This window comes from Christensenella minuta, from assembly GCF_003628755.1.
Lineage (GTDB): Bacteria > Bacillota > Clostridia > Christensenellales > Christensenellaceae > Christensenella > Christensenella minuta.
Genome location: NZ_CP029256.1, coordinates 1,536,429 through 1,562,718, shown reverse-complemented (window position 1 = coordinate 1,562,718; position 26,290 = coordinate 1,536,429). Strand labels below are relative to the sequence as shown.

General features: G+C 52.1%; 17 protein-coding genes. 12 read left to right on the top strand and 5 right to left on the bottom strand.

The window, feature by feature from the left end; all coding sequences use genetic code 11:
• The first annotated feature begins 8 nt into the window (after window positions 1-8).
• The 4 genes from B1H56_RS07410 to B1H56_RS07395 all read left to right on the top strand — a co-directional run bounded on the left by B1H56_RS07410 (window position 9) and on the right by B1H56_RS07395 (window position 4,196).
• The gene (locus B1H56_RS07410) at window positions 9-1,508 is read left to right on the top strand and encodes a sugar ABC transporter ATP-binding protein (protein ID WP_066523409.1); all 1,500 of its coding nucleotides are present in this window, start codon (window positions 9-11) and stop codon (window positions 1,506-1,508) included.
• Entirely contained in the window at window positions 1,501-2,493 is a 993-nt protein-coding gene (locus tag B1H56_RS07405) for an ABC transporter permease (RefSeq protein WP_162938971.1), read from the top strand. The genes B1H56_RS07410 and B1H56_RS07405 overlap by 8 nt, the downstream gene beginning before the upstream one ends.
• Before the next feature lie 202 nt (window positions 2,494-2,695).
• Entirely contained in the window at window positions 2,696-3,343 is a 648-nt protein-coding gene (locus B1H56_RS07400) for a redox-sensing transcriptional repressor Rex (protein WP_066523408.1), read from the top strand.
• The gene (locus tag B1H56_RS07395; protein ID WP_066523407.1) at window positions 3,333-4,196 is read left to right on the top strand and encodes a sugar phosphate isomerase/epimerase family protein; all 864 of its coding nucleotides are present in this window, start codon (window positions 3,333-3,335) and stop codon (window positions 4,194-4,196) included. Before B1H56_RS07400 ends, B1H56_RS07395 begins: the two co-directional genes overlap by 11 nt.
• 180 nt (window positions 4,197-4,376) lie before the next feature.
• Here B1H56_RS07395 and mutY read toward each other — a convergent pair whose 3' ends face one another.
• The 3 genes from mutY to B1H56_RS07380 are packed head-to-tail and all read right to left on the bottom strand — an operon-like array spanning window position 4,377 to window position 7,364.
• Entirely contained in the window at window positions 4,377-5,474 is a 1,098-nt protein-coding gene (gene mutY, locus B1H56_RS07390; protein ID WP_066523406.1) for an A/G-specific adenine glycosylase, read from the bottom strand.
• Window positions 5,458-5,691 carry an acyl carrier protein gene (locus B1H56_RS07385; RefSeq protein ID WP_066523405.1) on the bottom strand — a complete coding sequence of 78 codons (234 nt, stop codon included), beginning with the start codon at window positions 5,689-5,691 and terminating at the stop codon, window positions 5,458-5,460. Before B1H56_RS07385 ends, mutY begins: the two co-directional genes overlap by 17 nt.
• Before the next feature lie 8 nt (window positions 5,692-5,699).
• Window positions 5,700-7,364, bottom strand: a complete 1,665-nt coding sequence (locus B1H56_RS07380) for an AMP-dependent synthetase/ligase (RefSeq protein ID WP_082771013.1) — start codon at window positions 7,362-7,364, stop codon at window positions 5,700-5,702.
• Between the two features lie 156 nt (window positions 7,365-7,520).
• Here B1H56_RS07380 and B1H56_RS07375 point away from each other — a divergent pair, with 156 nt between their 5' ends.
• Window positions 7,521-8,663, top strand: a complete 1,143-nt coding sequence (locus B1H56_RS07375) for an MFS transporter (protein ID WP_066523403.1) — start codon at window positions 7,521-7,523, stop codon at window positions 8,661-8,663.
• A gap of 57 nt (window positions 8,664-8,720) precedes the next feature.
• Here B1H56_RS07375 and B1H56_RS07370 read toward each other — a convergent pair whose 3' ends face one another.
• Window positions 8,721-9,704: a diguanylate cyclase domain-containing protein gene (locus B1H56_RS07370; RefSeq protein WP_066523438.1), complete on the bottom strand. Its 984-nt coding sequence runs from the start codon at window positions 9,702-9,704 to the stop codon at window positions 8,721-8,723.
• Between the two features lie 56 nt (window positions 9,705-9,760).
• Window positions 9,761-11,110 carry a 23S rRNA (uracil(1939)-C(5))-methyltransferase RlmD gene (rlmD, locus tag B1H56_RS07365; RefSeq protein WP_066523437.1) on the bottom strand — a complete coding sequence of 450 codons (1,350 nt, stop codon included), beginning with the start codon at window positions 11,108-11,110 and terminating at the stop codon, window positions 9,761-9,763.
• Between the two features lie 220 nt (window positions 11,111-11,330).
• On the opposite strand from rlmD, the gene B1H56_RS07360 reads away from it, so the two are divergent.
• From B1H56_RS07360 to B1H56_RS07330, 7 genes are all read left to right on the top strand, one after another.
• Window positions 11,331-12,593, top strand: coding sequence for a dihydrolipoamide acetyltransferase family protein (locus B1H56_RS07360; RefSeq protein ID WP_121418983.1), 1,263 nt, complete (start codon window positions 11,331-11,333; stop codon window positions 12,591-12,593).
• Between the two features lie 12 nt (window positions 12,594-12,605).
• Window positions 12,606-13,970, top strand: coding sequence for a dihydrolipoyl dehydrogenase (gene lpdA / locus B1H56_RS07355; protein ID WP_066522895.1), 1,365 nt, complete (start codon window positions 12,606-12,608; stop codon window positions 13,968-13,970).
• A gap of 84 nt (window positions 13,971-14,054) precedes the next feature.
• Window positions 14,055-16,526, top strand: a complete 2,472-nt coding sequence (locus tag B1H56_RS07350; protein ID WP_066522897.1) for an alpha-ketoacid dehydrogenase subunit alpha/beta — start codon at window positions 14,055-14,057, stop codon at window positions 16,524-16,526.
• Between the two features lie 231 nt (window positions 16,527-16,757).
• On the top strand, window positions 16,758-21,680 hold the full coding sequence (locus tag B1H56_RS07345; protein ID WP_066522899.1) for an InlB B-repeat-containing protein: 4,923 nt from the start codon (window positions 16,758-16,760) through the stop codon (window positions 21,678-21,680).
• Between the two features lie 164 nt (window positions 21,681-21,844).
• Window positions 21,845-23,416, top strand: coding sequence for a response regulator transcription factor (locus tag B1H56_RS07340; RefSeq protein WP_066522900.1), 1,572 nt, complete (start codon window positions 21,845-21,847; stop codon window positions 23,414-23,416).
• A gap of 3 nt (window positions 23,417-23,419) precedes the next feature.
• Window positions 23,420-25,189 (top strand): cache domain-containing sensor histidine kinase, encoded by a 1,770-nt coding sequence (locus B1H56_RS07335; RefSeq protein ID WP_066522901.1) that lies wholly within the window; start codon window positions 23,420-23,422, stop codon window positions 25,187-25,189.
• Window positions 25,182-26,156, top strand: a complete 975-nt coding sequence (locus tag B1H56_RS07330) for a substrate-binding domain-containing protein (protein ID WP_066522902.1) — start codon at window positions 25,182-25,184, stop codon at window positions 26,154-26,156. Before B1H56_RS07335 ends, B1H56_RS07330 begins: the two co-directional genes overlap by 8 nt.
• The last annotated feature ends 134 nt before the right edge of the window (window positions 26,157-26,290 follow it).

Here is a 26,290-nt window from a genome sequence, read left to right as displayed (position 1 = left end):
ATAAACATATGGGAACGATATTGAGCGTTAAAAATATCAGCAAATCATTTCCCGGCGTAAAAGCTCTTGACGATGTATCCCTAGATGTAAAACGCGGGGAGATACATGCTCTTTTAGGAGAGAACGGTGCGGGCAAATCGACATTTATAAAGATTGTTTCAGGTGTATTCCGTGCGGATGAAGGCGAAATATTCATGGAGGATCAAAAAGTTGATATTAAAAGCCCGGCCGATGCGGTAGAAGCGGGGATCAGCGTCGTACATCAGGAGTTGAATATCGTACCGTGGCTGGATGTCGCGACAAATTTTATGCTAGGACAAGAGCGGACAAAAAATTTTTTAAATGTAATTGATAAAAAATATTCCGTGCAAAAAGCGAAGGAGAGCCTTGAGCGTCTTGGATTCGATATTGATGTTACAAAAAAAATGCAGATGCTGTCCTTCGCGGAACAACAAATGGTAGAAATTGCGAAGGTCATAAGTACGAATCCTAAGGTCGTAATCTTGGATGAACCAACGGCAGCACTTGCGCAGCAGGAGCGGATAAACCTGTATCAGGTTGTAAATACGCTGAAGGAACGGGGAGTGGGAATCATTTATATTACACATATCTTCGAGGAGGTATTCAGTTTGGCAGACCGGGTATCGGTTTTGCGCGATGGACAATATATTGGTACGGAGGAACGGGAAAACCTCGATGAAAAAATGCTGATTAAAATGGTGGTTGGCCGTGAAGTGAAAAGCATACCAAGAAAATCAATCGCAACGGATGAAGTGATTTTAGAAGTCAGGAATTTAAATGTGGAGGGAAAGCTGCATGACATCAATTTTAATCTGAAACGTGGTGAAATTTTAGGTTTTGCAGGCTTGGCAGGGGCAGGAAGGAGCGAAATCATACGAGCTGTATTTGGAGCAGATCGAAAAGACTCCGGAGAAGTATGGATCGAAGGGAGACAGGTAGAAATCAATTCGCCTTATGACGCCTATCAGGCAGGCATCGCACTTGTGCCGGAGGAACGAAAGTCCGAAGGATTGATGATGGAAATGACGATGGAATATAACAATGCGTGCGCGAGCTTATCTAAAATGACAAATAAAGCTGGTATGATTTCCTACAAAAGAGTAAAAAAAAGAGCACATGAAGCGGTCAAAAAATTTGAGATCAGTCCGCCGGATGTCATGCGAAAGGCAAAATTGTTTAGCGGCGGCAATCAACAGAAAATCGTTGTGAGCAAATGTGTGAACGCTGATCCTAAGATATTATTGGTCGACGAGCCGACGCGGGGTGTGGACGTAGGAGCAAAAGAAGAAATCCATGCAATCTTGGATGAAATGGTAAAAGAAGGAAAAAGCATCATTGTAGTTTCTTCAGAATTACTGGAAGTTCTGAAATTGAGCGACCGTGTACTTGTCGTGCGCGATGGGCGAATTGTTGCAGAACTTACCAAGGAAGAGGCGGGACAAGAGGTCATTATGCAATATGCGATGGGGGGAAGCAGCTATGAGTAAGGGGAGTCAATCCAAAACATTAAACTCAATTAAAAATTGGTACGCAACGTCTAAGCAAGAGGCAGGATTGTATATTGCCTTGGTGGTGTTGATCGTATTTCTTTCGATCGCATCTCCAGCGTTTCTTAATGCGGAAAATATACTCAATATCATACGCCAAGTATCTATTGTAGGAATTATTGCCATTGGCGGTTTTATGGTCATACTGACCGGGGGAATGGATATCTCTGTCGGATATGTTGCAGCGCTTACCGGAATCGTGGTAGCGAAGCTAACCATTGACATGGACGTACCGATGCCGCTCTCTATCACGGCCGGGATGTGTGTTGGACTATTAGCGGGGCTTTTAAACGGAACTCTTTCGACCTATCTGAACCTTCCGTCGTTCATCGTGACGCTCGGTACAATGCAGATCTGCCAAGGAGCCGGTTATGTGATTACGCAGGCAACACCAATCTCTAATTTTCCGGAAAGCTTTGTAGAACTTGGCAGAGGATATTGGGGACAAATTCCAATTCCTGTAATAATTTTAGCCGGCCTTTACATTTTCATGTCACTGTTTATGAAGTATTCAAAATTTGGTACTTACTGTTATGCTCTTGGCGGCAACAAAGAGTCGGCACGTCTTTCCGGGATACGCGTCAATAGGATCCAGGTTCTTGTATATATACTGGGAGGATTATTTTCTTCCTTGGGAGGCCTGATCGTTGCTGCGCGTACAAATGCGGGATCTGCACAAGTGGGCGGCACTTACCTGTTTGACGTATTTACTGCCTGCGTACTTGGAGGGACGGCGCTTTCGGGAGGCATTGGGCGCCTGCCGGGCGTAGTCGTGGGCTGTATCTTTGTAGGAATTTTGAATAACGGACTTGTACAACTTAATGTAGATTCTTTCTATCAAATGATGGTGCAGGGAATTGTGCTTGTAATTGCGGTAGTACTGCAATCGTTGCTGACGCGTGAAAAACGCATAAAAAGGCAGTAAAGGAAGCGGGCGGCCGCATGGCCGCCTGTTAATATTCATGAAAACATCAATGGAATAACGTAGAATTGCACATTTTCAAAAAATTAGGTCTTCAAATCGTGTTTTTAAGGATCGGAAAAGAGGCGGTAACGACATTATATTGACAGATAAACTGATTTAAGAGATACTTAAGTTAAAATGGAAAGAAAGGGAGCTGTTTTATATGTCGGGGCAATATAGGGATTATCCGAAGCATCTAATCAGGAAACTCCCGAGATATTATCGTTATTTAAATGAGCAAAAGCAGCTTGGCAGAGAATATATTTCATCGAATGAATTGGCCTTATTGATGGGGATATCGCCCTCGCAGGTGCGGCAGGACTTCAACCGCTTTTTATATAATGGATATCATGGCGTGGGGTATAATGTGTCAGCAATTCTGGAACAGATTACAGAATTGCTCGACTTGAAAACAAAGAAGAACACGATTATTATTGGTGCAGGAAATTTAGGGCAGTCGCTCAGTAATTATGATGAGCTTAAAAACTGCGGGTTTGAAATTAAAGCTTTTTTTGATATCAATCCTAAGTTGACTGGCGCAGTAATCAATGGGATCAAAGTTTTTGATATGGATAAGATTGGAGAATATATCGAAGCGGAAAATATCGTCGCGGCAATTTTAGCTCTGCCCACAGAAGGAACGAGCGAGATTGCGCGGAAGATCAGTGAATATGGGGTAACGATGTTTCTGAATTTCAATCCGGTCTTTTTTGAATTTGAAAGAGATGTTTTTATTGAAAATGTGCATATTGACGATAATCTGATGATGCTTTCCTATAAAGGAGCAGGAGAGCGGAACGATGAAAAATAAAACAGGAATTTTTTATGGGTTTTGGGCTCGCGATTTTGATGTGGATTATGTGGCGCTTACAAAAAAAGTTGCGGAGCTTGGCTTTGAAGCAATAGAGCTTGTTACGGAATCTGTGCGGAAAATGACTCCGCAGGAACGTGAAACCTTGAGAAAAGTAGGGGAAGAACGGGGAATCGAGTTTGTACTTGCATCCGATCCGCCTGCGGAATACGATATATCTTCGCCGGATGCAGCAACACGGACAGCGGCAATAGAGTATCTTAAAAAATATTTTGATATTGCCGCTGAACTTAGAGTAAAAACAGCGTGTGGAATTGTCAATGGCATATGGAACTCAAAAATTATCGACAGCAAGGAAGAACATACCGCACGCTCTATCGAGAGCATGAGAATTCTGGCGCCGTATGCAGAAAATCTTGGTGTGGAAATATGTCTTGAGATCGTGAACCGTTATGAGCACTTTATGCTTAATACGGGAGCGGAAGCGGCGGTATACCTGGATGCTGTCGGCAGCCGAAATGTTAAAATGCAGTTTGACACTTTCCATATGAATATAGAAGAAGATAGCTTTGTACAGGCGATTCTTAACGCAGGCGGACGGATTGGATACATGCATCTCGGAGAAAACAACCGCCGTCCGCCGGGACGGGGATTCCTGCCGTGGAAAGAAATCTTTGGAGCGCTGAAAAAGATCGGTTATCAGGGAAAACTAACGCTTGAACCACTTGTGCAGCGTGGTGGAGAGATTGGCAATGCCTGTTCCATTTGGCGTGATGTTATGCCGGGTACGGATTTTGACGAAGAAGCGCGGCGTTCGCTTGCTTTTGTACGGCAAACATGGGATCAAGCGTAAGATAAAGATATTATGACTGCGATTCCAAAGACCCTCCGGAAATTATTTCCGGAGGGTCTTTGCGCGAATTTTTCACAAAGAGGAGAAATATTTTATGACCGGCTCTGCTGAAAACTTCCTGTGAAATAAAACGCGGAGGGTTCGGTTCCGCCGGGCGCCTAGAAGCTGCGCGGACGAGATTCAGCGTCCGGCCCGGGGAGCAAAACCGTGCGCAAGTTCGTGCATTGCGATTTTAGTATAGACGCGAAAGGCCGAGGGGAGGGCGTGCGACTGTGCCAGGTCCTCTCCGGTACACCATATGAAGCCCGCGGCGGGGGAGGCGGCTTCCGCCAGATAACCCGTCATATGCCATTCGATATGCGTGAAGATATGTTTGGCGGGCGCGACCGGCGTTATTTTCCATGTTCTAAGGCCGTTTTGCCGAAGATATTCCTCTGCCTCAACGGGAGAAAGCGCGCCGCCTACATTAGGGAACTCCCACAAGTCCGCGAGCAATCCGGTTTTATCCCGCTTTCTGAGGGCGACGCGTTCCCCGCTTAAAAGGATAAATATGGTGCGCGCTTCGATCCGCCGTTTCTTTTTTGCCGCCTTGACGGGAATTTCGCCGGTCAGGTTTTCCGCGTTTGCCCTGCATAACGGTAAAAGCGGGCAGTTTTTACACAGCGGTTCCCCATTTGGCAGGCACACCGTTGCGCCGAGCTCCATCAACGCCTGGTTGAAGTCGCCCGCGCAGTCGCGCGGCATAATTGCGGCAAGAGCTGCTTCCATGCTTTTCTTTGTCCTTGCATCCGCGATATCGGAACGGCTGGCAAGTACGCGGGAAATGACGCGCAGCACATTGCCGTCCACTGCGGGGACGGGAACGCCAAAAGCGATGGAAGCGATTGCGCCTGCGGTGTAGCTACCGATACCGGGCAGAGAAAGCAGGTCCCCAAAAGAGGCGGGAAGGTCTCCGCCGAACTCTTTTACAATGATTTGTGCGGCTTTTTTCAGGTTGCGCGCACGGTTATAGTATCCAAGGCCTTCCCAGAGCTTTAAAAGCTCGCCGTCCGGTACCGACGCAAGCGCGTCGGGGGAAGGAAGCGCACACAAAAAGCGCTCGTAATACGGCATGACCGCAGTAACGCGCGTTTGCTGGAGCATAATTTCAGAAATCCATACGCGGTATGGGGTGGGGGTATCCCTCCACGGGAGGATACGTGCGTTTTTACCGTACCACCGGAGCAAAGGCCCGGTGATCGCGGACAGAACGCCCGTTTGTTCAGCGCCTTGCAGCATGCTGCTCAAGGTAGGCCTCAATATCTGAAACGCGCTGGAAGGTACGCAGGTCTTCGTTGGATATCTCTACGCCAAATTCATCCTCAAACGCCACGACGATGCTGATGACGTCAAGGGAGTTCAGCCCAAGGTCGGCCGTAAGCCGCGCCTCGGGTACGATAAGGCTTTTATCCTCTCCCGAATATTCCTGTAGGATGGAAACGATTTTTTCAAACATAGAATTCCTCACTTATTCAACACAAAACGTTTAATTTTTTTCGTCGTTGTTTTTTCAAATTCCGTATCACGGAATTTGACCGCCTGTATCTGCTTATACTGGGGCAGGCGCGTGTTCAACTCGTCGGCCTTCCCGCGCAGGAAAGCCTGCACATCCGTTATGCCTTGGCCCTGTGCGGCGTCCATATCGGGAAATATCTCTGCTGTGATAACGCCCTTGCTTTCGTAAACCACGGCTTCCTTTACATACGGGATGCGCATGAGGTGTGTCTCGAGCTCTTCGGGGCTGATATTTTCTCCGTTGCTTAAGATAATGAGGTTCTTTTTGCGCCCGGTGATGTGCAGGAATCCTTTTTCATCCAGACGCCCAAGGTCGCCGGTACGGAACCAGCCGTCCGAAAACACTTCCCGCGTCGCCTCCTCGTTCTTATAATAGCCGAGCATCACATTATCGCCCCTGACCAGGATCTCCCCGCCGTCGATCTTCACTTCGCAGCAAGGAAGGATAGGCCCTACCGAAGAATCATTATAATACTTTTCGCGGTTTACCGCAACAAGGGGGGAGCATTCCGTGATCCCATATCCCTGCAGCATCACGATTCCGAGGTCGCGGAAAAAGGCCGTGATCTGCGGGTCGAGGGCTGCACCGCCCACGAAGGCCTTTTTGAACCGTCCGCCGAACGGCTCGTATACGTCGCGGAACAGTTTGCGGGGAACGCCGAGGCCGAGTCTCTGCATGAAGCGGCTGAGCCTGCGCCCGAACGTCAGTTTTTTATATTTTCCGGCCCGTTTTGCCCCCTCGACAACCTGTTTATACATCGTCTCGGAAAACATGGGGACAAGCGACATGCCGGTGGGCCGGAACAATTTCAGGTTGTCGAAAAAATATTTCAGGTTTTCGTTGAAGCAAACGACTGTACTCGTATGGAGCATTGCCAGGATGCCGCAGTTGCTTTCATAGGCATGGTGCAGGGGCAACACGGAAAGCATAACGTCGTCTTCCGTATAGCTGATATGCTTACAGGCGCAGTCAAAGCTTGTAATCAGGTTTTTCTGTGAAAGCATGACGGCCTTGCTGGTCCCGGAAGTCCCGGAGGTAAAGAGGATCGCCGCCATCTTTTCGGTGTTTGGCTGCGCGTCCAGATATGCGCGGTCTCCTTTTGCGAGCAGGGCCCGGCCCTCCTCGAGTAAAGCGCCGAGCGTTACGCCAAAGGTCTCTGCACCGTTCATATTTGAAAAAAGTTCCATCCCGGAAAGAGACGCGGAAAATTCCCGCATCATTGATTCATATGTTTTGGAAAAGAATACCGCCTTTGCGTCCGCGAATTGCATTTGCTCCGCGAGCTTTTCGGCTGGAAGATCCCGGTCAAGGGGAACGATTACCCCCACGCCGCACAATACCGCCATATATACGAGAACCCATTCGTAAGAGTTCTCGCCGATCACGCCGATATGCGCGTTTCCGAGTCCGCGGGAAAGGAGCGCCGTACCGAGGGCGTTCACGTCGTCTTCAAACTGCCGCCAGGAAATTCCCCTGTAGTGTTTGCGGTCAATACGGACGCGGAATGCATCCTTTTCAGGCGTGCGCCGCGCCGGCCAGGTAATAACGTCCTTTAAAGTGGTCACCGGGCGCGTTTCATAATAAGGATAGGGCTTCAAAACGTCTTCCTCCACTTACTCTTTTAGCATATTAAATTATTATAGCAGGAAGGACGGATTTTGTGAATATAAGGCCTATAAAAAACACAAGCGCGTTTCATTAAAAAAAGACGGCCCGCGTTAAAGCGGGCGGGAAGCGGGGTATTTTATACTTCATAGGAGGCCGGGCGCTTGAAAAAAACACTTCTGCTTATTGTAACCTGTATTTTTTGGTTTTCTTTATACCTGTATATTCCGTTCCTTACGCCATACCTGATTTCGCTGGGTGTATCGGCGACGATTACGGGAATCATATTTGGAATGCATTCTTTTACGCAGCTCGTACTTCGCTTCCCGGTTGGAATCAAATCGGACGCGCTTGGAAAACAGAAGCCGTTTATCGTCATGGGGCTGCTCTTTGCCGCGGCGGCCGCGGTCATTATGTATTTCTTCCCCAGCCCGGCGATGCTGTTTGTCGGCAATGTGGTTTCCGGATTCTCAAGCACCATGTATGTGGCGTTTACCGTATTGTACGCAAAATATTACGGGAAAAATGAAACGAGCCGCGCTATGGGTACGATCGGCGCCGTAGTAGAAGCGGGAATCTTTGCCGCATTCCTGGCCGGAGGGTTCCTGTACCAAAAATCGGGGATACGGATTTTATTTCTGGCAAGCTTTCTTATCGGCGCTGTGGGTGTGATCGTTTCCCTGTTTGTGAAAGAAGAGCCGGCAAAAACGGTAACGATCAAAAAAAGCGATCTCCTGGTTATCATAAAGAACAGGGAGCTGCTCGTTTCGTCCGTATTGTGCATTCTTGTAAAAGCCATCGTATTTGCGACGGCGTTTTCCTTCACTCCAAAGATCGCACAGGATATCGGGGCGGGCGGCATTGAAACGGGCGTAATCAACGCTCTGTTTATTGCGGCGTCCGTGCTTGGCTCGCTTTTTATTACGACGAAAGCGGGGGTAAGGCTTGGAAATACGCGTATGACGGTAATTGGCTTCCTGATCCTCGGCGGATATGCGGCGGCGGTTCCGTTTGTGCACAGCATTCCGCTGCTGATGGCTGTGCAATTCATTGGGGGGCTTGGCTATGCCTCGCTGACGGCCATTTTTATGGCGAACGCGGTCAGGCACCTCGGCCCCGACCAAAAGGCGGCGGGCATGGGCCTTTACCAGGCGCTGTACAGCGTGGGATCGGCGCTCGGGCCGGTGCTGCTTGGGATTTTTGCGGATGCTTTTTCCTATACGGCGGGGTTCCTTGTGATTGCCGGGATTTCCGCCGCCGGGCTTGTGTTAACATTCTTTGCGGGGCGCAAGCAGCTTATGGACTGAACCGACGCGAAAACAATCAGCCGTCCGGACGCACCCCGGAGCATCGTCAGGGAGAGCTTATGTTTTATCACTCCAGCAGTAGACCTTGTTTGAATGCTTGGCGCGGTAAAGCGCTTTATCCACACGGTCAAACAGTTCGGTGAAGGTGCGCTCTTCGTTCCGCAAGGTCCCGATGCCGGCGGACCAGCTCCAGATGCTTCCGCCGCCTAAAATTTTTTCAGCCTCTTTATGGTATTCCGTTTCCATCCGAAGGATTTTATCAACGCTGTCCGCAGGTCGGGTTTTCGGCGCATCCTGGTATACGGCAAATTCGTCGCCGCCGATCCGCCCGATAATATCCCCGGCAAAATATTTTTTCAGCAGCCCGGAGAAAAGCTTCAGCAGCGCATCGCCCGTAATATGCCCGTAGGTGTCGTTCACCTCTTTGAAATGGTCAAGATCAAAGACGTAAAGCGTCCCCGCCTGACCGGACAGCAGGGCCTCCCGGGTGTACCTGCGGAAGGATTCCTGGTTATAGACGCCGGTCATCAGGTCAAGCTCGGACTTCCTTTGGAATTCCTCGGCCAATTCAAGGGCTTCGCGCGCCTTTTGGGAGAGGGAGTGCGGGTAGTATTCGCCGTTTTGTTGGTCGAAATACGGAATGGAATGATGAAGGTGGATGATTTTCCAGCCATCCTCTTCCCTGCGGTACAAAACGCTGAAGCGGGTATCCATGTCCACAAGCGCCTTCTCCCCAGCCGCCGGCAGCTGGCGGGCCCACAGGCCGCCGTAAACAAGGTAAACATTTGCGCCGACTTCCAGGCATTCATACCACTCGTCCAGAATCTCGAAACTTATGGTTTCCGCTTCGTCGAGATTGGCGGGGAGGTCCCGCATGATCCGGTCAAAAGAGACATAAAACTCATGCTTGCCCGTGCCGATTATGACGAGCTGCTCCGAACAGGAAGCAAGAATTTTCTCAAAATGCTCTTCGCTTGGAGCCAGAAGATAGTATTCCCAGAATTTTTTTGTCGTGCCGCACAGGAACTGTTTGGTATCCATATTATTCTCCGTAATAGAGCGGTAAGTGGAAATTTTACAGGGGAATACGGTAATTTTCAGGCGCATGTTCTGGACAGCACCGTCACGCACTCTACATGTGTGGTTTGCGGGAACATATCCACCGGCTGGACCACATCCGCGCGATAGCCAAGCTCTGTAAATAATGCGAGGTCGCGCGCCAGCGTGGAGGGGTTGCAGGACACATAGCCGATCTTCGGCACGCCGGAAGAAGCAAGCGTGCGTACGACGGATTCATCAAGCCCTTTGCGCGGGGGATCGGCAATCACGGCGGTGACGGCTTCCCGCCCGAGGACGGCGGGAAGAAGCGCGGCCGTATCGCCCGCAAAAAATTCGGCGGTCTCAATGCCGTTGAGTTTCGCGTTGAACCGGGCGTCTTCTACCGCTTCCTCCACAATTTCAATACCCACTACCCTTTTTGCACGCCGCGCCGCAGCCAGAGAAATCGTACCCGCCCCGCAATAAAGATCGAGCACAGTGTCCGCTGGAGTAAGAGCGAGCATACGGAACAGGGTATTGTAAAGAGCCTCTGTCTGCGAGGAATTTACTTGCAGGAATGTTTGGGGGCCGATCTTGAATTCCAGTCCGCCGAGCGTTTCAAACAGATGGTCTTTTCCATAAATGCAGATGGAACGGCCGCCCAGGATGGCGTTCGTCTGCCGGGTATTGCAATTTAATATGATGGATTTCACCTGCGGAAGCACAAATTCAAACAGCATGATAAGGTGGGAACGGTTGGGGATATCTTCGCCGTTGATGCACAGGACGAGCATGATTTCCCCAGCTTTGTTTTCCCGCAATACAATGTGCCGCAAAAGGCCGGTGTGCGTAGCTTCGTCATAGACAGGGACGCCGTTTTTGACGATCCACACCCGTAGCTGGGACATGACGATCTTCAGGCCGGAAGGCTCGATCTTGCAATCGTCCACATCGACGATGCGGTGTGAGTGCGCTGCGTAGAACCCGATATCCACCTGACCGCCGTTTTGCCGGACCGGAAAGGCCGCCTTGTTACGGTAACGGTATTCGTGCCGCGCGGGCAGGGGGAAGTTTACCGGGATTTCGAGCTTGCCGATGCGCTGTATACAACCCTGCACATGGCTTTGCTTAAATTGGAGCTGCGCCGCGTAGGAAAGGTGCTGCAAAGTACAGCCGCCGCATTTGCCGAACACACGGCAGGGCGGACAGGCGCGCATGGGGGAGGGGGCGAGGACTTCGTCAAGCTTGCCCACGGCGTAATTTTTTTTGAGTGCGATCACCTTTGCGCGCACCGTTTCGCCGGGCAGGGCGCCGCCCACAAAAACAGCTAACCCCTCCGCGTGGCCGATTCCCTGACCGTCCGTTCCGAGGTCGTCAATTGTAAGTTCGATCAAATCATTTTTTTTCATAACGTCATTATAGCAGAAGGCGGAAAAAAGTGGTAGGAAAACCTGATAAAAGGTGGCAAAATGCATTGACAAAGAGAATATTCGTTTGTTACAATAAGAACATAAAAATGTTAAATTTTAACAAGAATGTGTCCGAATTTGCTGATTTGAGCTTTTTTAACATGTGAAGTTGACATTTTCGGCGCGTTTTAACAAATTGACCATAACGGAGGTAAATTCGATGGCAACAGCGGTAATTATGCCAAGGCAGGGACAGTCTGTAGAAAGCTGTATCATCACGAAGTGGAATAAACAGGTGGGTGACAGCGTAACGGAGGGCGACGTTCTTTTCTCGTATGAGACGGACAAAGCGTCCTTCGAGGAGGAAGCGAAGGTTGCGGGCACGCTGCTCGCGATTTTGGCGGAAGAGGGCGACGATGTTCCGTGCCTCGAGAACGTATGTGTGATCGGCGAACCGGGCGAGGACGTTTCCGAGTTCTCGGCTGCGGCAACGGTTGACGGCGGAGAGACGGCCCCTGCGGCACAGGAAGCCCCTGCGCAGGCGGAAGCAGCGCCTGTGGCAGCTGCTGCAACGGGCAGCGTGCAGGCGGGCGGTCGGATCAAGATTTCGCCGCGTGCAAAAGGCATTGCGGAGAACCAGAACCTCGATATCAAAAAGGCGGTTCCCACAGGCCCGAACGGCCGTATCATCGAACGCGATATTTTAGAACTCTCCAAGCTTGGAGCGGAGGCAATGGCTTCCGCGGCAACTGCGGTCTGCGCATCTGCGGGGGCGGCAGTACCGGAAGCAGAATACGAGGATGTAGCTCTTCCGAATATCCGGAAGGTGATCGCAAGGTCGATGCACGCGTCCCTTTCCGAAATGGCCCAGCTGACGCACTCCTTTTCCTTCGACGCAACGCAGGTCATGGCGTACCGCAAGATCGTCAAGGAAAATGCGGAAAAATTTGGCCTCGCGAATATTACCTTCAACGATATCATCCTTTTCGCGGTATCGCGCGTGCTCCTGAACCACCGGGACCTCAACGCGCATTTCCTCGGGGACAAGATGCGCTATTTTACGGACGTGAACCTCGGTATGGCGGTGGATACGCCCCGGGGATTACTGGTGCCGACGATTTTCGGTGCGAACAAAATGTCGCTGAACGAGATTGCGGGGGCGGCGAAGGACCTGGCGAAGCAGGCGCAGGAGGGAACAATCTCCCCGGACCTTCTTGTGGGGGCGTCGTTCACGGTATCGAACCTGGGGACGTACGGAGTGGAACATTTCACGCCGGTCATCAACCCGCCGCAGACGGGCATCCTGGGAGTGAACAACATCCAGACGAAGCTGAAGATGGTGGACGGGGAAGCGGTGCCGTACCAGGCGATGGGAATTTCGCTGACATACGACCACAGGGCGCTCGACGGGGCGCCGGCGTCGCGTTTCGCACAGGAGCTGTGCAGGACGCTGGAAAACTTCATGGCATTGCTTGCTAAATAAGGGGTATTTGATATGAGTTATGATTTGGTAGTTTTGGGCGGCGGCCCGGCGGGTTATCTGGCCTGCGAGCGCGCTGCGCACGAAGGCTTGAAGGTAGTTCTGATTGAAAAGAGAAACGTAGGCGGCGTATGCCTCAACGAAGGATGTATTCCCTCAAAGACGTTTCTTTATTCGGCAAAATTAAAAGACGGTGCAGAGCATGGCGATAAGTACGGTGTGAAGTGCCGGGGAATCGAGATCGACCATCCGGCGGTCGTCGCACGTAAAAACAAGGTCGTCAAAACGCTGACGGGCGGCATCGCCTCGATGCTCAAAGGCCTTAAGGTCGAGTGGGTGAAGGCGGCGGGCGTCATCAAAGGGAAAGGCCCGGACGGCTATGAGGTGGAAGCGGACGGAAAGGTCTACGCGGGCAAGCGCCTGCTGATCGCGACGGGAAGTGAAGCGGCAATGCCGCCGATCGACGGACTCCGCGAGCAGTATGAAAAGGGATTTGCCCTCACAAACCGTGAGATACTGGATATTGAAGCGGTACCGAAGAAGCTGGTTGTCATCGGCGGCGGGGTCATCGGCCTCGAAATGGCGAGTTATTTCAATTCGGCGGGCAGCGAAGTAACGGTGATCGAAATGCTTGAGCAGATCGGCGGGCCGATCGACGCGGATATCGCCAAGCTGCTCAAGAAAAATTATGAAGACAAGGGTATTACCTTCAAGATGGGCTGCAGGGTCACAAGGATCGAAAACGGCGCGGTCGTTTACGAGGAAGCGGGCAAGCAGCAGAAAGCGGAATGTGATAAGACGCTCGTGTGCATCGGCCGCAAGGCAAACACACAGGGCATCGGCCTCGAAAGTATTGGCGTTCTTACCGAGCGCGGCGCAGTGGTAACGGATGAGCGCATGAAGACGAACCTTCCTGAGGTGTATGCGGCGGGAGACGTGAACGGAAAATCCATGCTCGCGCATACGGCATACCGTGAAGCCGAGGTTGCCATAAATAATATGCTTGGCAGGAAAGACAAGATGAAATATAATGCGATCCCGGGCGTGATCTATACCAACCCGGAGGTTGCGGGCGTAGGCGAAACGGAGCAGAGCGCGAAAGAGAAGGGGCTTGACGTGACGATCAAGAAGGTCCCGATGCAGTTTGCGGGCCGTTACGTGGCGGAAAATGAAGGCGGAAACGGTTTTATCAAGATCATTGTGGATAACAAGTGGAATAAGCTACTCGGCGTGCATATGATTACGAATTATTCCTCCGAGATCATCTGGGGCGCGGACGCGCTGGTCGATAAAGAGATGAACATCGAGTCGATCAAAAAGATCGTGTTCCCGCATCCGACGGTCTCCGAAATTATCCGTGAAGCCATATGGCAGCTTTGAGAGGCGTGGCCTGTTCCCGCTCAGTTGCTGTTTTATGAACGAAAATGTTAAATAATTATTGTCTATATACAAAGGAGAAAAACAATGACAAAGTGTTTGACGATTGATCCGAAGAAAATGAGGGCACCGGGCAAGATCACATTCAAAGATATCCCGATGAACACCTACCAGAAAACGGTAAAGGATGAGGTAAAAAACTTTACAAAAGAAGAGTTCATGCATATTTACCGGGATATGTGGGTTGTCCGTGAATTTGAGACAATGCTCAATTCCATCAAAACGACTGGACAATATGAAGGCATTGAATATAACCATCCGGGCCCGGCCCATCTTGGCATCGGCCAGGAAGCGGCTTATGTCGGCCAGGCGTTTGAGCTTGGTATGGACGACTTTTCTTTTGGTTCCCACAGAAGCCACGGCGAGATCCTCGCAAAGGGGATGTCCTGCATAGAGAAGCTCTCGGACGAGCAGCTTATGGAGATTATGGAAAACTTCTTTGACGGCGAAACGTTCGCGGTAGTCAAGGAACACACGCAGTATAAAGAAGTCAAAGATATGGCACGTGAATTCCTGCTGTATGGCATGATCGCGGAGACGTGGGGCCGCCAGACAGGCTTCAACCGCGGGCTCGGCGGGTCGATGCACGCATTCTTTATCCCGTTTGGTATTTTCCCGAACAACGCGATCGTAGGCGGCAGTGCGCCAATCTCTACGGGCGCGGCGCTCTTCAAGCGTGTCAACCAGAAGCCTGGTATGGTCATCTGTAACATCGGCGACGGCTCCATTGGCTGCGGCCCTGTTTATGAGTCCATGAATTTTGCGACGATGGACCAGTACAATACCCTGTGGGACGAAGACCACAAGGGCGGCCTGCCGATCATTTACAACATCTGGAACAACAGCTATGGAATGGGCGGACAGACCTGCGGCGAGACCATGGGTTATGAAGAGGTCGCACGCCTTGGTGCGGGCCTCAACCCTGCGGAAATGCATGCAGAGCGTATTGACGGTATGAATCCACTCGCCGTAATCGACGCTTACCGCCGCAAACGGAAAGTGATAGAAGACCGCCAGGGACCGGTTCTCCTCGACGTTGTAACATACAGGGTTTCCGGACACAGCCCGTCCGACTCGTCTTCCTACCGCACGAAGGAAGAAATCGCCGCATGGGAAGCGATCGATTCCATCAAGGTATTCGGCGAGCAGCTGGTCGAAGCGGGCGTTGCGACGGCGGAAGAGCTCAAGGAAATCGAGCTTGGTATCCGCAAGGATATGACATGGGCGGTGAAGCTTGGCAAGGACGAGACCATCTCCCCGCGTATCGATCTTGACAAAAACCCGAACGCGATCGCGGATATGATGTTCACCAACCTTGAAATCCCGAGCATGGATACGACGAGAAAGCCCGATGTGCTGATGCCCAAGGATGAAAATCCGCGCGTGCAGAAGCTGGCGAAGAAAGTACGGAGCGCATACGACGCGGACGGCAAGCCTGTCTCCAAGAACAGGACGTTCCAGAACCGTGATGCGATCTTTGAAGCGGCCATCGATAAATTCTACCAGGATCCGACGTTTATCGCCTATGGCGAAGACAACCGTGACTGGGGCGGTGCGTTCGGCGCTTATACGAACCTCACGGAATCCATTCCGTACCACAGGTTTTTCAATTCCCCGATCTCCGAGGCGGCGATCGTAGGTACGTCCGTTGGCTATGCAATGGCAGGCGGACGCGTGATGTCCGAACTGATGTATCTTGACTTTATCGGCCGCGCGGGCGATGAGGTATTCAACCAGATGTCCAAGTGGCAGGCGATGAGCGGCGACGTTCTGAAGATGCCCTTTGTGCTCCGCTGCTCCGTTGGCTCCAAGTACGGCGCGCAGCACTCTCAGGATTGGTCGGCGCTGTGCACGCATATCCCGGGCCTCAAGGTTGTGTTCCCGGCAACGCCTTACGACACGAAGGGCCTCCTCAATGCGGCCCTCAACGGAACGGACCCGGTGATTTTCCTTGAAAGCCAGAGGACGTATGACCTCGGCGAAATGTTCCAGAAGGAAGTCCCGGCGGGCTATTACGAAGTGAAGATCGGCGAGCCGGATATCAAGCGTGAAGGAAAAGACCTGACGATCCTTACCGTCGGCGCGACGCTGTACAGGGTCACCAAGGCGGCGGATATCCTCCAAGAAAAATACGGTATTTCCACGGAGATCATCGACGCGCGCTCCCTCGTACCGTTCAACTACGAGCCGGTTATCGAATCCGTCAAGAAGACGGGCAAGATCATTATCACGGGCGATGCCTGCGAACGTGGTTCCCACCTGAAAGACTTCGCACAGTCGATCAGCGAGATGGCGTTCGATTACCTCGATGCACCGCCGGTGGTCGTGGGCGCGAAGAACTGGATCACCCCGGCGCACGAGCTGGAAGAATATTTCTTCCCGCAGCCGGAATGGATCGTCGACGCTGTGCATGAGCGCATTATGCCCCTGCCGGGCCACACCTGCACGACAAACCAGACGATCCTCCAGCAGATCGAGAACGACAAGAAGGGCGTATAAGAGGCCATCGGGCCGTTTTCAGGACGACAGCCATACAGGAAAATCTTTCCGCCGCATCTTTGCGGCGGAGGGATTTTTTTATTTCCATTTTATCTGGAAATTAATTTTATCCGAATATTTCTATATGGTTGATTTAAACGCTGTCCATGTATATAATAGAAATTGTATGGGAGCCGAAAAAGGCTTGGCATAGCTTTTAATATCATTCTTGGTTTTGCAAAGGGGACAGTTATGAAAGAGGGAAAAAGACAGCGGATATTGTCGCTTATTGTCGGGGCTATCATGGCGTTTTCCCTGCTGGGAGGTTCGCCAACCGCTCTGGCGGCAGGGGAAGAACACCCGGAGGCGGAGGACGTTTGTCAGGTTTCGGAAGAATGCACGGCTTCAAACCATGAACCGGGTTGTCCTGCCGCCAAGCGTGAAGAATTTGTTTTGCCAAATAACATTACCGGATTTATCAAGTATAATAAAGAAAGCGGAGATCCGTTCGCCAAGATCGAGCTTGAACACAAAGTGCCGCAGGCAGAGCTTGGCCTCCCGGCAAGCTTGGGCGTATATCTGGACGGCAAGGACGAGGAACGGGAGATTCCCGTCAGTTGGGTATGCGCGGACGATTATGCGGCAACGGAATATGATTCCTATACATTTACCCCTGTATGGGACACGGATACCTACAAGCTGGATGCGTCCTTCAGTGAAACGGATATTCCCTATATCGAGGTGCATGTTGCACAGCCCGCAGCCGCCTTCCTGAAAGACGATGAAGGCAACACTGTCATTACCGTAGAAGGAAGCGATGTCAGCAAAACCGGAATACAGGCAGCGATTGACGCGGCACTGGCGAGTTGCAGTGCGGATCATCCGGCAGGCAACGTGAAGTTGGTTGTCAATCCTGAAAATTTAAAAGTGATTATCAACAACTCTTTAAACCCGCTTACATATATCAATCTGCCGGTCGATAAGGGAATTACTTCGTTTACTGTTACCACATCCAAAGAAGGAGCCACAAAAGATACCCCGGTTATCCTGTTTGTAGAGCTGGGTTCGGAAGCGAATATTTATGCCAATGGGATACCGTTTTCCGTCGAAGGCGCGATCAGCGTCGGCGGGACAATTTACGGCGGGGCAAAGGACGAAACCACAGGAAGCACCAGCATCTATTATGACGGGGCGATGGGAGCGTACAACAGGACAGCCATTTATGGCGGCGGAGAGAATGGCGACGTGGATGGCGACACGAACATAACGATACGCGATACGCATGGCGCGTACAACAACGGCACAATTTTTGCGGTCCATGGCGGTGGATCAGCCAGGGGCGAAGGTCACACGGCGAATGCCAGCGGCAGCGTCAATATCGATGTTTACGGGGCGTTTACCACCTTGTATGGAGGCGGCGCGGCCTATAATGGAGGAACTGCCAACGTAGGAGGCGATACGCATATCCGCCTGCACGGCGGGGCTTCGATCCAGAAAAAAATGTACGGCGGCGGATATGCCTACAATTTCCACGCCGGGGACGGCTACAGCGGCACGACCTCCTGGGCAAACGTGGCAGGCACCTGCCATATCGATATCGGGACGGATGTAGCCCAGGACCCCGGCTTTTATGACGGAGATTTTATCGTGGGCGGCGGATATGCGACGATCGGGGCAAACGGCACTGAGGCGGTTGCGGAATCGTCAGCGATTGCCAATGTGGGCGGAGTTGAGATTGAGATCAACGGAAATGTTTCCAATAATACGGAAAACACCAATACAGACCGCTGCATTGTGGGCGGCGGGGACACCGACGGACGGCAGAATGAAAATCCGTCGGCAGCCGAAGGGATGGATATCTGCCGGGCGGATGTAAAAGGCGGCGTTGCCATTAAAATTGCGGACGGGGTGAAGCTTAACAACGCGATTGTCGGGGGCGGTTCCAGCGTAGGCGGCGGCAGCTGCGATGTGAAGGGCAACGTCACGGTCAAAATCGGGGATAACGCTGAGATCGGCGGTCTTGTGGGCGGCGGCACGATCAACGCCAACATCAGGCGCGCGGCGAGCGCCGACGTGGGCGGCGTGAACATCGAAATTGGAAATGATGTTTCGTGCAGCAAAGTCGGCGTGTCCGACGGGCAGTTTATTGCCGGCGGGAAGCCCTATTCCAGTTATACGGGCTATTCACCGGACGGGAGTCATACGTGTGTGAAAGGAGATATAAAAACAATTATCGGCGACAGATTTTCCTGCGCGGGATGGTTTTACAGCGGCGGCCTCAATATGAAACAGAACACCTCTGCTGCGGTTGACGGAAACATCTCGACAACGCTGGGAAACGACTGCATGGTAAGCCGGTTTATCGGCGGCGGAACGGCGGGCGGAATCAACGGGGACGCGTCCGTCGGCGGAACGATTGAAACCGCGGTCGGGGACCGCTTTGCCTGCAAGGGCTGGTTTTTTGGGGCGGGTCTTACTACGGCGGAAAAAGCCGATGCTGCGGTAAAAGGAAGCGTCTCAACAGAATTTGGAGACAGCTGCTCGATCTTGGGACAATACGTCGGCGGCGGAGAGGCGGAGGGAACGGACAGCGACGCATCTATTGGGGGCGGCGTCGCCAACGTCTTTGGCAGCGGGTTCGCATGTTCGTATTTCACGCCTGCGGGGCGGGCCACGAAGAAGGCCAATGTAGCCGTAGGCTCTGCGGATCACTTGGTGTCTGTTTCAACATCTTTTTGCGGGAACGGAAACGATACCGCTTCCTTCACCGGCTTTGCGGTGGGCGCAGGCCGGGCTTATGCGGCCGATGCCAACGCAGTGGTTTACGGAGATACGGCGCTTGTGTTTGACGGCGTAATCCCCAGTCAGGATTTGTATGCGGGAGGTTATGCCAACGCTGCGGCTAATGTGGCGGTTACGGGAACGGCGACACTTGAAATGCGTAATCTGGCAAGCGAATTCAGCAAATTTATCTATGGAGGCGGTTTCGCGGATGCGTCAGGCGCAGCTTCGGACGTCGGCGCGGCGGCGGTGAAGCTTTCGGGCGACCAAAATATGAAGGGCTGGATATTCGGCGGCGGAAAAGCAAAAGACGATGCAACGGCAAGCGCCCGCGTATTGGGATCCGTTTCCGTCGAGGTCAGGGATTGCAGCCTTCCGGGCGCTTATATACTCGGCGGAGGATGGGGAAACGGAAAGGGACATGTGGAAACGGCCGGAAAAACAGCGGTCGACATAGCGGACTCCACGGTCCAGTATCTTTTCGGCGCGGGCTATTACAGCGCGGATACCGGGTATCAGTATGCCCGTGATATAACGATCCATCTCGATAACGCGAATATTACGGGCAGTGTGTATCCGGGAGGGCATAACAATGCCCGGGCGGAAAAGGCAGAAATTTATATCGCCGGAGATACGGCGGTCCAAAGCATTCATAAAAACAATTCCAGCGCAACCAGCGGCGGCTTGGACGTATACGTTGGCGGCGGGAGCAGGAAGACCAATGCGGATATCGGCTTTATTTATGAAGCAGCAGTAAACGAGGTGCACGTATATGATGGCGCAACACTCAGGCATAAGGATGGAAGCACGGATCAACTGTTGTGGAATGCGAAAGACCTTGTGGTGGATGCGGGCGGTGAACTTGTGCTTTCCTCCTTCGACGAATCCATTGCCGGGAATTTCATCGGCGGCGGGATGTTACGGATGCAGGCAGGCAGAAAGCTGACGGTCGGCGGAACGGTCAGCGGCGATACGGTGATGGAGATCGGCGGAACGCCTGCCGCGGGACAGGTTTACATAGAAGCATCCGGTGGAACGGGTTCCGTTTCCTATTCAGGGAATGGCCTTGGGCTGCAGAGGCAGGAAAACGCAGGAAAAGCCGAGTGGAAGCTTGTGGACGCGTATTGCGTGACAGCCTCTGTTCCGGGTGGGCACGGAAAGGTCTTGCCCGCAGGAGAAACCTTTATTCTCAAGGGCGGTGAACAGACGTTCCGCTTTGTTCCCGACGACGGATACAAGGTTGACCGGATTATGCTCGATGGCGTGAATGCCGGCGCGGCGGACGCCTACACGCTGAGCGATGTCGGCGCAGGCCATACGCTTGAGGTTTTCTTTACGCGGTTGGTTGCCCAGGATGTAGAACAGGCGATAGGAAATATTACCCCGCCAGAGGCGGACCACATAAAATATGCCGATGATGTGCTGGAGGCGAAGATTCTTTACGAGCAACTGACGGACGAAGAAAAGAATAAAGTCCCCGGGGAGAGCGTGGAGCATCTGCATGGGCAGTTGGCGTCATTGAAGACGATTCAGGTACAGATCGAGATAGACGGCGAGATCGAAACAGAGCTTTATTCGTCAAATCTTTATAATCTTGCCGGATCAATAACGCTTAATGAGGCAAGACAGCTTCGGGAAGGGTCGATTAATCAAATTAAACTCAAACTGCTCGTTAATCATTTGGAAGATGAAAAAAGCAGGATCGATGTTGAGCGGATGGGTTATTATGAAGGGATGCATCTGGATATTTCGGTTGTGAAACAAGTAGATGACCATAAGGAGGAGAAAATTCCTGCGACAAAGCATCATGTTCGCATTGAGGTGAAAATTCCAGCAAGGCTCTTGGGGCCGAACCGGACTTTTATGATGCTGCGGGAGCATGGAGGGCAAATTGACGTGCTGCCGGACCTTGACGACAAAGATGCCACATTAACGGTGGAAAGCAACCTGTTTTCCGCATATGCGGTCGCTTATACCGAAGAAGCGGTTTATGATACTGTGAGGTTTGAAACGCAGGGAGGGAGTATAGTCGCGCCGCTTGAGGGCGTGCTGCGGGGAAGCCTTATCGGGGAACCGGAGCCGCCGGTAAAGGATGGATTTATCTTTGGCGGCTGGTATACGGAACCGGAGGCAGGCCGCGCGTGGCGTTTTGATGTGGATACCGTACACGGGGATATGACGCTGTATGCCAGATGGATCAACCGGGAAAGCAATTCCCCGTCTGGCGATTCAGGCAGACAGGGACAGCAGGCTCCGCCGGAGGACCCGGGAAGTCCGGAGGGCGCGCCCGGGACAGGGGATGGCACCATACCACTGCATCTCCTCATTATTGCGGCGGCAGGCTCCCTTTGCATCCTTCTTCTTTCCTGGAAAAAAACGGTGCGGGAGAAGTAATATCGAAAACAACGGCAGGCGATGACGGGCGGCAGGATACTGTTACTAAAATATCCTGCCGCCTTTGTCTGCTTTTCCGCCGTTAAACGGCAGGCACTTGACCGCGCGGCAGAAAGGGAATAAAATGTGAACAACCCGAATGGTTCCAAAGAGAAAGGAATTTCATGTACAGGATTTTAATTGTCGACGACGAAGCCTTGGTGCGCCGGGGAATCAAGAAGAGCATTAACTGGAACGAGCTGGATATTGAAATGGTGGCCGAAGCGGAAAATGGTGTGGAAGCCTTGGAGCAGGTACTTGAAAACGTACCGGACATCATTCTGCTCGATATTTGCATGCCTAAAATGGACGGCCTTGAGTTTGCCAGTATTATCAAGCAAAAGTATCCCCAGATCAGGATCGTCATTATTACGGGTTTTGACGATTTTGAATATGCGCGCAGCGCCCTGCGGGCGGGCGTTGATGATTATATCCTCAAACCGATCACGCGGGAGATGGTAGAAGTTGTCGTAAAGAAACAAATCGAAAAGCTTACCGAAGCGCGGGAAAAAAGCGTGCCCGCAAAGCCGGACGAGGGCAAAGCGGCCGCATCGGTTCTGAACGCCGTGCTGCGCAGGGACACGCGTGCGCAGCAGGAGCTTTCCGCATTTTTAGACTATGCGCAGATCGAAGACAAGAATATTTATTTTATTATTATGAAAGACTACCTTTCCCGGTGCGAGATATGGGCGGATGCGGCGGACGACCACCTTGCGGGCTTCGCGGTCCTGAACATTGCGGGAGAACTCCTGCGCGACACGCATACGGGCTTCGCCTTCGAGACCTACCGCAACGAGTTGGGCATGGTGGTTTCGTGCCCCTCCCGCCACAGGCTGGAGGAGCTTCTGACCGATATTTACCACAATATTCTGGATTTTATCGAGATACCCGTCGATTTTGCGGTCTCCGAAGAAGGGACGCTCGCGGAACTGCCGAAGCTTGCCGGGCAGGCGCGGGAAGCGCTGGAATGCACCTTTGTGCTCTCAAAGCAGAATATTATCCATTATGGAGACCTGAAAGCGCATAGCAATACGGATTTCCGTTATCCGGAGCAAACAGAGCGCGAACTCCTGACCGTCATGTATTCCAACGAAGCGGAAAAGAGCAGTGCGCTGATCGAGGAGTTTTTTGCGCAGCTGCGGCAGGTTACGCCGGACGTGACGCGGTGCAAAAGCATGCTGCTCCGCCTGCTCCTGAGCATATCCAACACGATGGAATCCATGAGCTCCCGCCTGCACACGGAAGGAGAGCGCCCGGGGACTCCCTTTGACCCGGTGAAGGTGCTGGAGCAATTTGAGACGCTGGAGCAGGCCGAGGAATGGGTAAAGAAGCTTTACGGCGAAACGCTTGCCTACGTATCCTCAATGAAATCGCGCAGCGGCCAGCTGTTCTTGAAGATCACACAATATATCGAGAAGAATTATGGCGACAGCGACCTCAACTTGAAAAAATGCAGCGAGGACCTCTTCCTGTCGTCCGGATATATCAGCATGATCCTGAAAAAGGAATCCGGCAAGACGTTTGTGGACTACTTAAATGAATTCCGTATCGAGCGGGCGGCGGAGCTGCTTGAAGAACCCGAAAGCAAGGTGTACGAGGTTGCAATGAAGGTGGGCTTTACCCATCAGACCTATTTCAGCTCTGTGTTTAAGAAGCTGATCGGCCTCTCTCCAAAGCAATTCAAGGAACAGAAGTAAAAAATGAAAAAAGCGCGTGTTCCGAAAAGGATATCAACGATCATCATATTGTGCTTTTCTATTTTCATGGTGGCGATCCTCATCCTTATGAGCATCGTTTCCTATTACTATTCCTATGAAAGCATGCGTGAGAGGACCATTTCGGATACGGAGGTCATCCTTTCGCAGGTCGGTAAAAATATTGGCCGCTATATCAGCAATATCGAAAGTATCTCCGGCATCATCAACACCAACAAGGATGTAATGCGCTACCTCGAGGACCCGGAGGCGGAGGATGCGGGAGTCACGCGCGCGAATTTCAGGAACTTCCTCAATTACCTGCCGCAGATCGATAAAAATATCGTTTCTATTTTTATTTTCGACCGGGACAACAACCCGGTTTATGTACCCGCCACTTTGCGCATGAAGGAAAACTATGATATCACGCAGGATGAGTGGTACCGTAATGTAAAAGACTACGTGACGGATATACCGACCCTGACCGGCACGCAGGTCAGGACCATGACGCAGGGAGATAATCCGTGGGTTATCTCGCTTTCCCGCCGAATCCTGAACGCGACTACGGGTGAAATTATCGGGACGCAGCTTGTGGAGCTGAATTACAGCGCCATCGATGACATTTTAAACGATATCAACCTTGGTTCCAAGGGCTACATCTTTATCGTTGATGCGGACGGAAAAATGGTCTACCATCCGCAGCTCCAGCTTATCTATTCGGGGCTGAAAACGGAACGGATCGCAGAGGTGCTGACGGCGCAGGAAGCGACGCTCGAGCTGAAGGAAGAAAATAAACTGTATAACATCAGCGATATTCCGGAAACGGATTTCAAGATGGTGGGAGTGACCTTTCTCGATGAGATCGTCGCTTCTTCCCGCGAGATGATTACCCTGTATATCATCCTTACGCTGCTGATGGCGCTCGCCGCCTTTATCGGCTCCGTGCAAATGGCAAGGTATGTCACTAAGCCGCTTTCCCGCCTGGAGCTTGCGGTGAACGAGGTGGAGCAGGGCAACCTTGACGCGAATTTTGCGATCCGCGGGACCCTTGAGACGGAAAAATTCGCCGCCTCCCTTTCTTCCATGATAAGCAATGTAAAGCAGTTGATGGAGCAGATTATGGCAGACCAGGAAATGATCCGCACAAGCGAGCTCAAGGCGCTCCAGTCGCAGATCAATCCGCATTTCCTATATAATACGCTGGATTCCATCGTATGGATCGCGGAGGAGACGGGGAGCGAAAAGATCAAGGAGATTACGGTCGCTCTGGCAAACTATTTCCGCATCGTCCTTTCTTCGGGCAAGGATATTATCAGCGTGCGCGATGAAATAGAGCATGTGCGCAGTTATCTTGTGATCCAGAAGATGCGCTATGAAACGCTTGATTACAAAATCGAGGTCTCGGGAGACGCGCTTGCTCTTACAATGCCCAAGCTGATCCTGCAGCCTATTGTGGAAAACGCAATCTATCACGGCGTCAAGAACAATCCGGATGGCGGGACCATCTGGGTGCGCGGGTTTGTGGACGGGGAAAAGCTTGTTTTTGTGATCGACGACAACGGGCGGGGGATGCGGCCGCATGAGCTGCGGCGCGTGTTCGAGCCGGTGCGGAAGAGCACCATCCGCCACGGCGGCGTGGCCATGCGCAATATCCGCGAGCGGATCGAGCTTTATTACGGCACGGAATACGGAATTGCGGTGGAAAGCGAATACCGGCAGGGGACCCGCGTTACAGTCACGCTTCCCGCGCGGAAAAGGACGGACCAGGATGGCTAAAAAGACGTTTTACATCATCATATCGCTGATTCTGGCGGGGATATTTATTACTTTCGGGATTTTTCTCGGGCAAAAAAACGCGACCAGCCGCACGCTTGACGCAACGCTGATCGTAAAATCCCAGCAGCCTGGTTTTGAATTCTGGGAGCTGCTGGAAAAGGGCGCCAGGGAAGGCGCGAAGGAATTTGGCGTAAACCTTACGGTGGACGGGGCGATGTCCGAAGAAGATACGGAGGGGCAGATCGAGGCGGTGCGCCGGGCCATTGCGGATCAGCCGGATATGATTATTCTTGCCGCCGCCGACAGCGACGCCCTGCTTCCCTATGCGAAGGAGATCAGGGAGAAGGGGATCAAGCTGATCCTGGTCGATTCCGGGCTGAGCGAGCCTGTGGGAAGCTGTTTTGTGGGCACGGATAATTATGCGGCTGCCAAATACGTCGGGGATGTGATGGGCGGGGAAATGGGAGGCACGGGCAAGGTTGCGGTGATTTCCCATTCCACACAGACAACAACCGCGGGTCAGCGCGCGGAAGGCTTTGCGCGCGGGATAAGAAATTATCCGGATATGGAAATCGTCGGGACGTACGACATCGGAGACAGTACGGAGCGGAGCTATGAAACTACGACCCGTATTCTCAGCGAAAACCCGGACATCAGCGGCCTGTTCGCGACCAACCAGATTTCGGCGGAAGGCGTATCGCGGGCAATCAGGGAATCCGGCAGGGAAGATATCCGCTTCTATGCCTTCGACAGCTCCACCGTGCAGAACGAGGCGCTCGAAACTGGGATCGTAGACGGATTTGCCGTGCAGATGCCGTTCAATATGGGCTACATGGCGGTGCAGGCCGCCGTAGAGGCCGCTGACGGTACGCTCCGCGTGACAAGCATAGATACGGGCTTTGCGTTCGCCACCAAGGAAAACATGCGCGAGGAAGAGATACAGAGACTGATCTATCCATTCGTATAAGGGCAAAAGCCGCCGCACCGCCGTTCCGGCGTGCAATAAAGTAAAAAAAGCGCCGCGCACGGCTTTTTCGCACCATACAAAAAACCACACAAAGCAAAAAAAGAGTGTTGAATCTTTAATGTTTTGTGTGGTTT

Excerpts from the sequence above, each read along its gene's own strand:
- B1H56_RS07410 (WP_066523409.1), top strand. The coding sequence starts at position 9 with ATGGGAACGATATTGAGCGTTAAAAATATCAGCAAATCATTTCCCGGC.
- B1H56_RS07405 (WP_162938971.1), top strand. The coding sequence starts at position 1,501 with ATGAGTAAGGGGAGTCAATCCAAAACATTAAACTCAATTAAAAATTGG.
- B1H56_RS07400 (WP_066523408.1), top strand. The coding sequence starts at position 2,696 with ATGTCGGGGCAATATAGGGATTATCCGAAGCATCTAATCAGGAAACTC.
- B1H56_RS07395 (WP_066523407.1), top strand. The coding sequence starts at position 3,333 with ATGAAAAATAAAACAGGAATTTTTTATGGGTTTTGGGCTCGCGATTTT.
- mutY (WP_066523406.1), bottom strand. The coding sequence starts at position 5,474 with ATGCTGCAAGGCGCTGAACAAACGGGCGTTCTGTCCGCGATCACCGGG.
- B1H56_RS07385 (WP_066523405.1), bottom strand. The coding sequence starts at position 5,691 with ATGTTTGAAAAAATCGTTTCCATCCTACAGGAATATTCGGGAGAGGAT.
- B1H56_RS07370 (WP_066523438.1), bottom strand. The coding sequence starts at position 9,704 with ATGGATACCAAACAGTTCCTGTGCGGCACGACAAAAAAATTCTGGGAA.
- rlmD (WP_066523437.1), bottom strand. The coding sequence starts at position 11,110 with ATGAAAAAAAATGATTTGATCGAACTTACAATTGACGACCTCGGAACG.
- B1H56_RS07360 (WP_121418983.1), top strand. The coding sequence starts at position 11,331 with ATGGCAACAGCGGTAATTATGCCAAGGCAGGGACAGTCTGTAGAAAGC.
- lpdA (WP_066522895.1), top strand. The coding sequence starts at position 12,606 with ATGAGTTATGATTTGGTAGTTTTGGGCGGCGGCCCGGCGGGTTATCTG.
- B1H56_RS07350 (WP_066522897.1), top strand. The coding sequence starts at position 14,055 with ATGACAAAGTGTTTGACGATTGATCCGAAGAAAATGAGGGCACCGGGC.
- B1H56_RS07345 (WP_066522899.1), top strand. The coding sequence starts at position 16,758 with ATGAAAGAGGGAAAAAGACAGCGGATATTGTCGCTTATTGTCGGGGCT.
- B1H56_RS07340 (WP_066522900.1), top strand. The coding sequence starts at position 21,845 with ATGTACAGGATTTTAATTGTCGACGACGAAGCCTTGGTGCGCCGGGGA.
- B1H56_RS07335 (WP_066522901.1), top strand. The coding sequence starts at position 23,420 with ATGAAAAAAGCGCGTGTTCCGAAAAGGATATCAACGATCATCATATTG.
- B1H56_RS07330 (WP_066522902.1), top strand. The coding sequence starts at position 25,182 with ATGGCTAAAAAGACGTTTTACATCATCATATCGCTGATTCTGGCGGGG.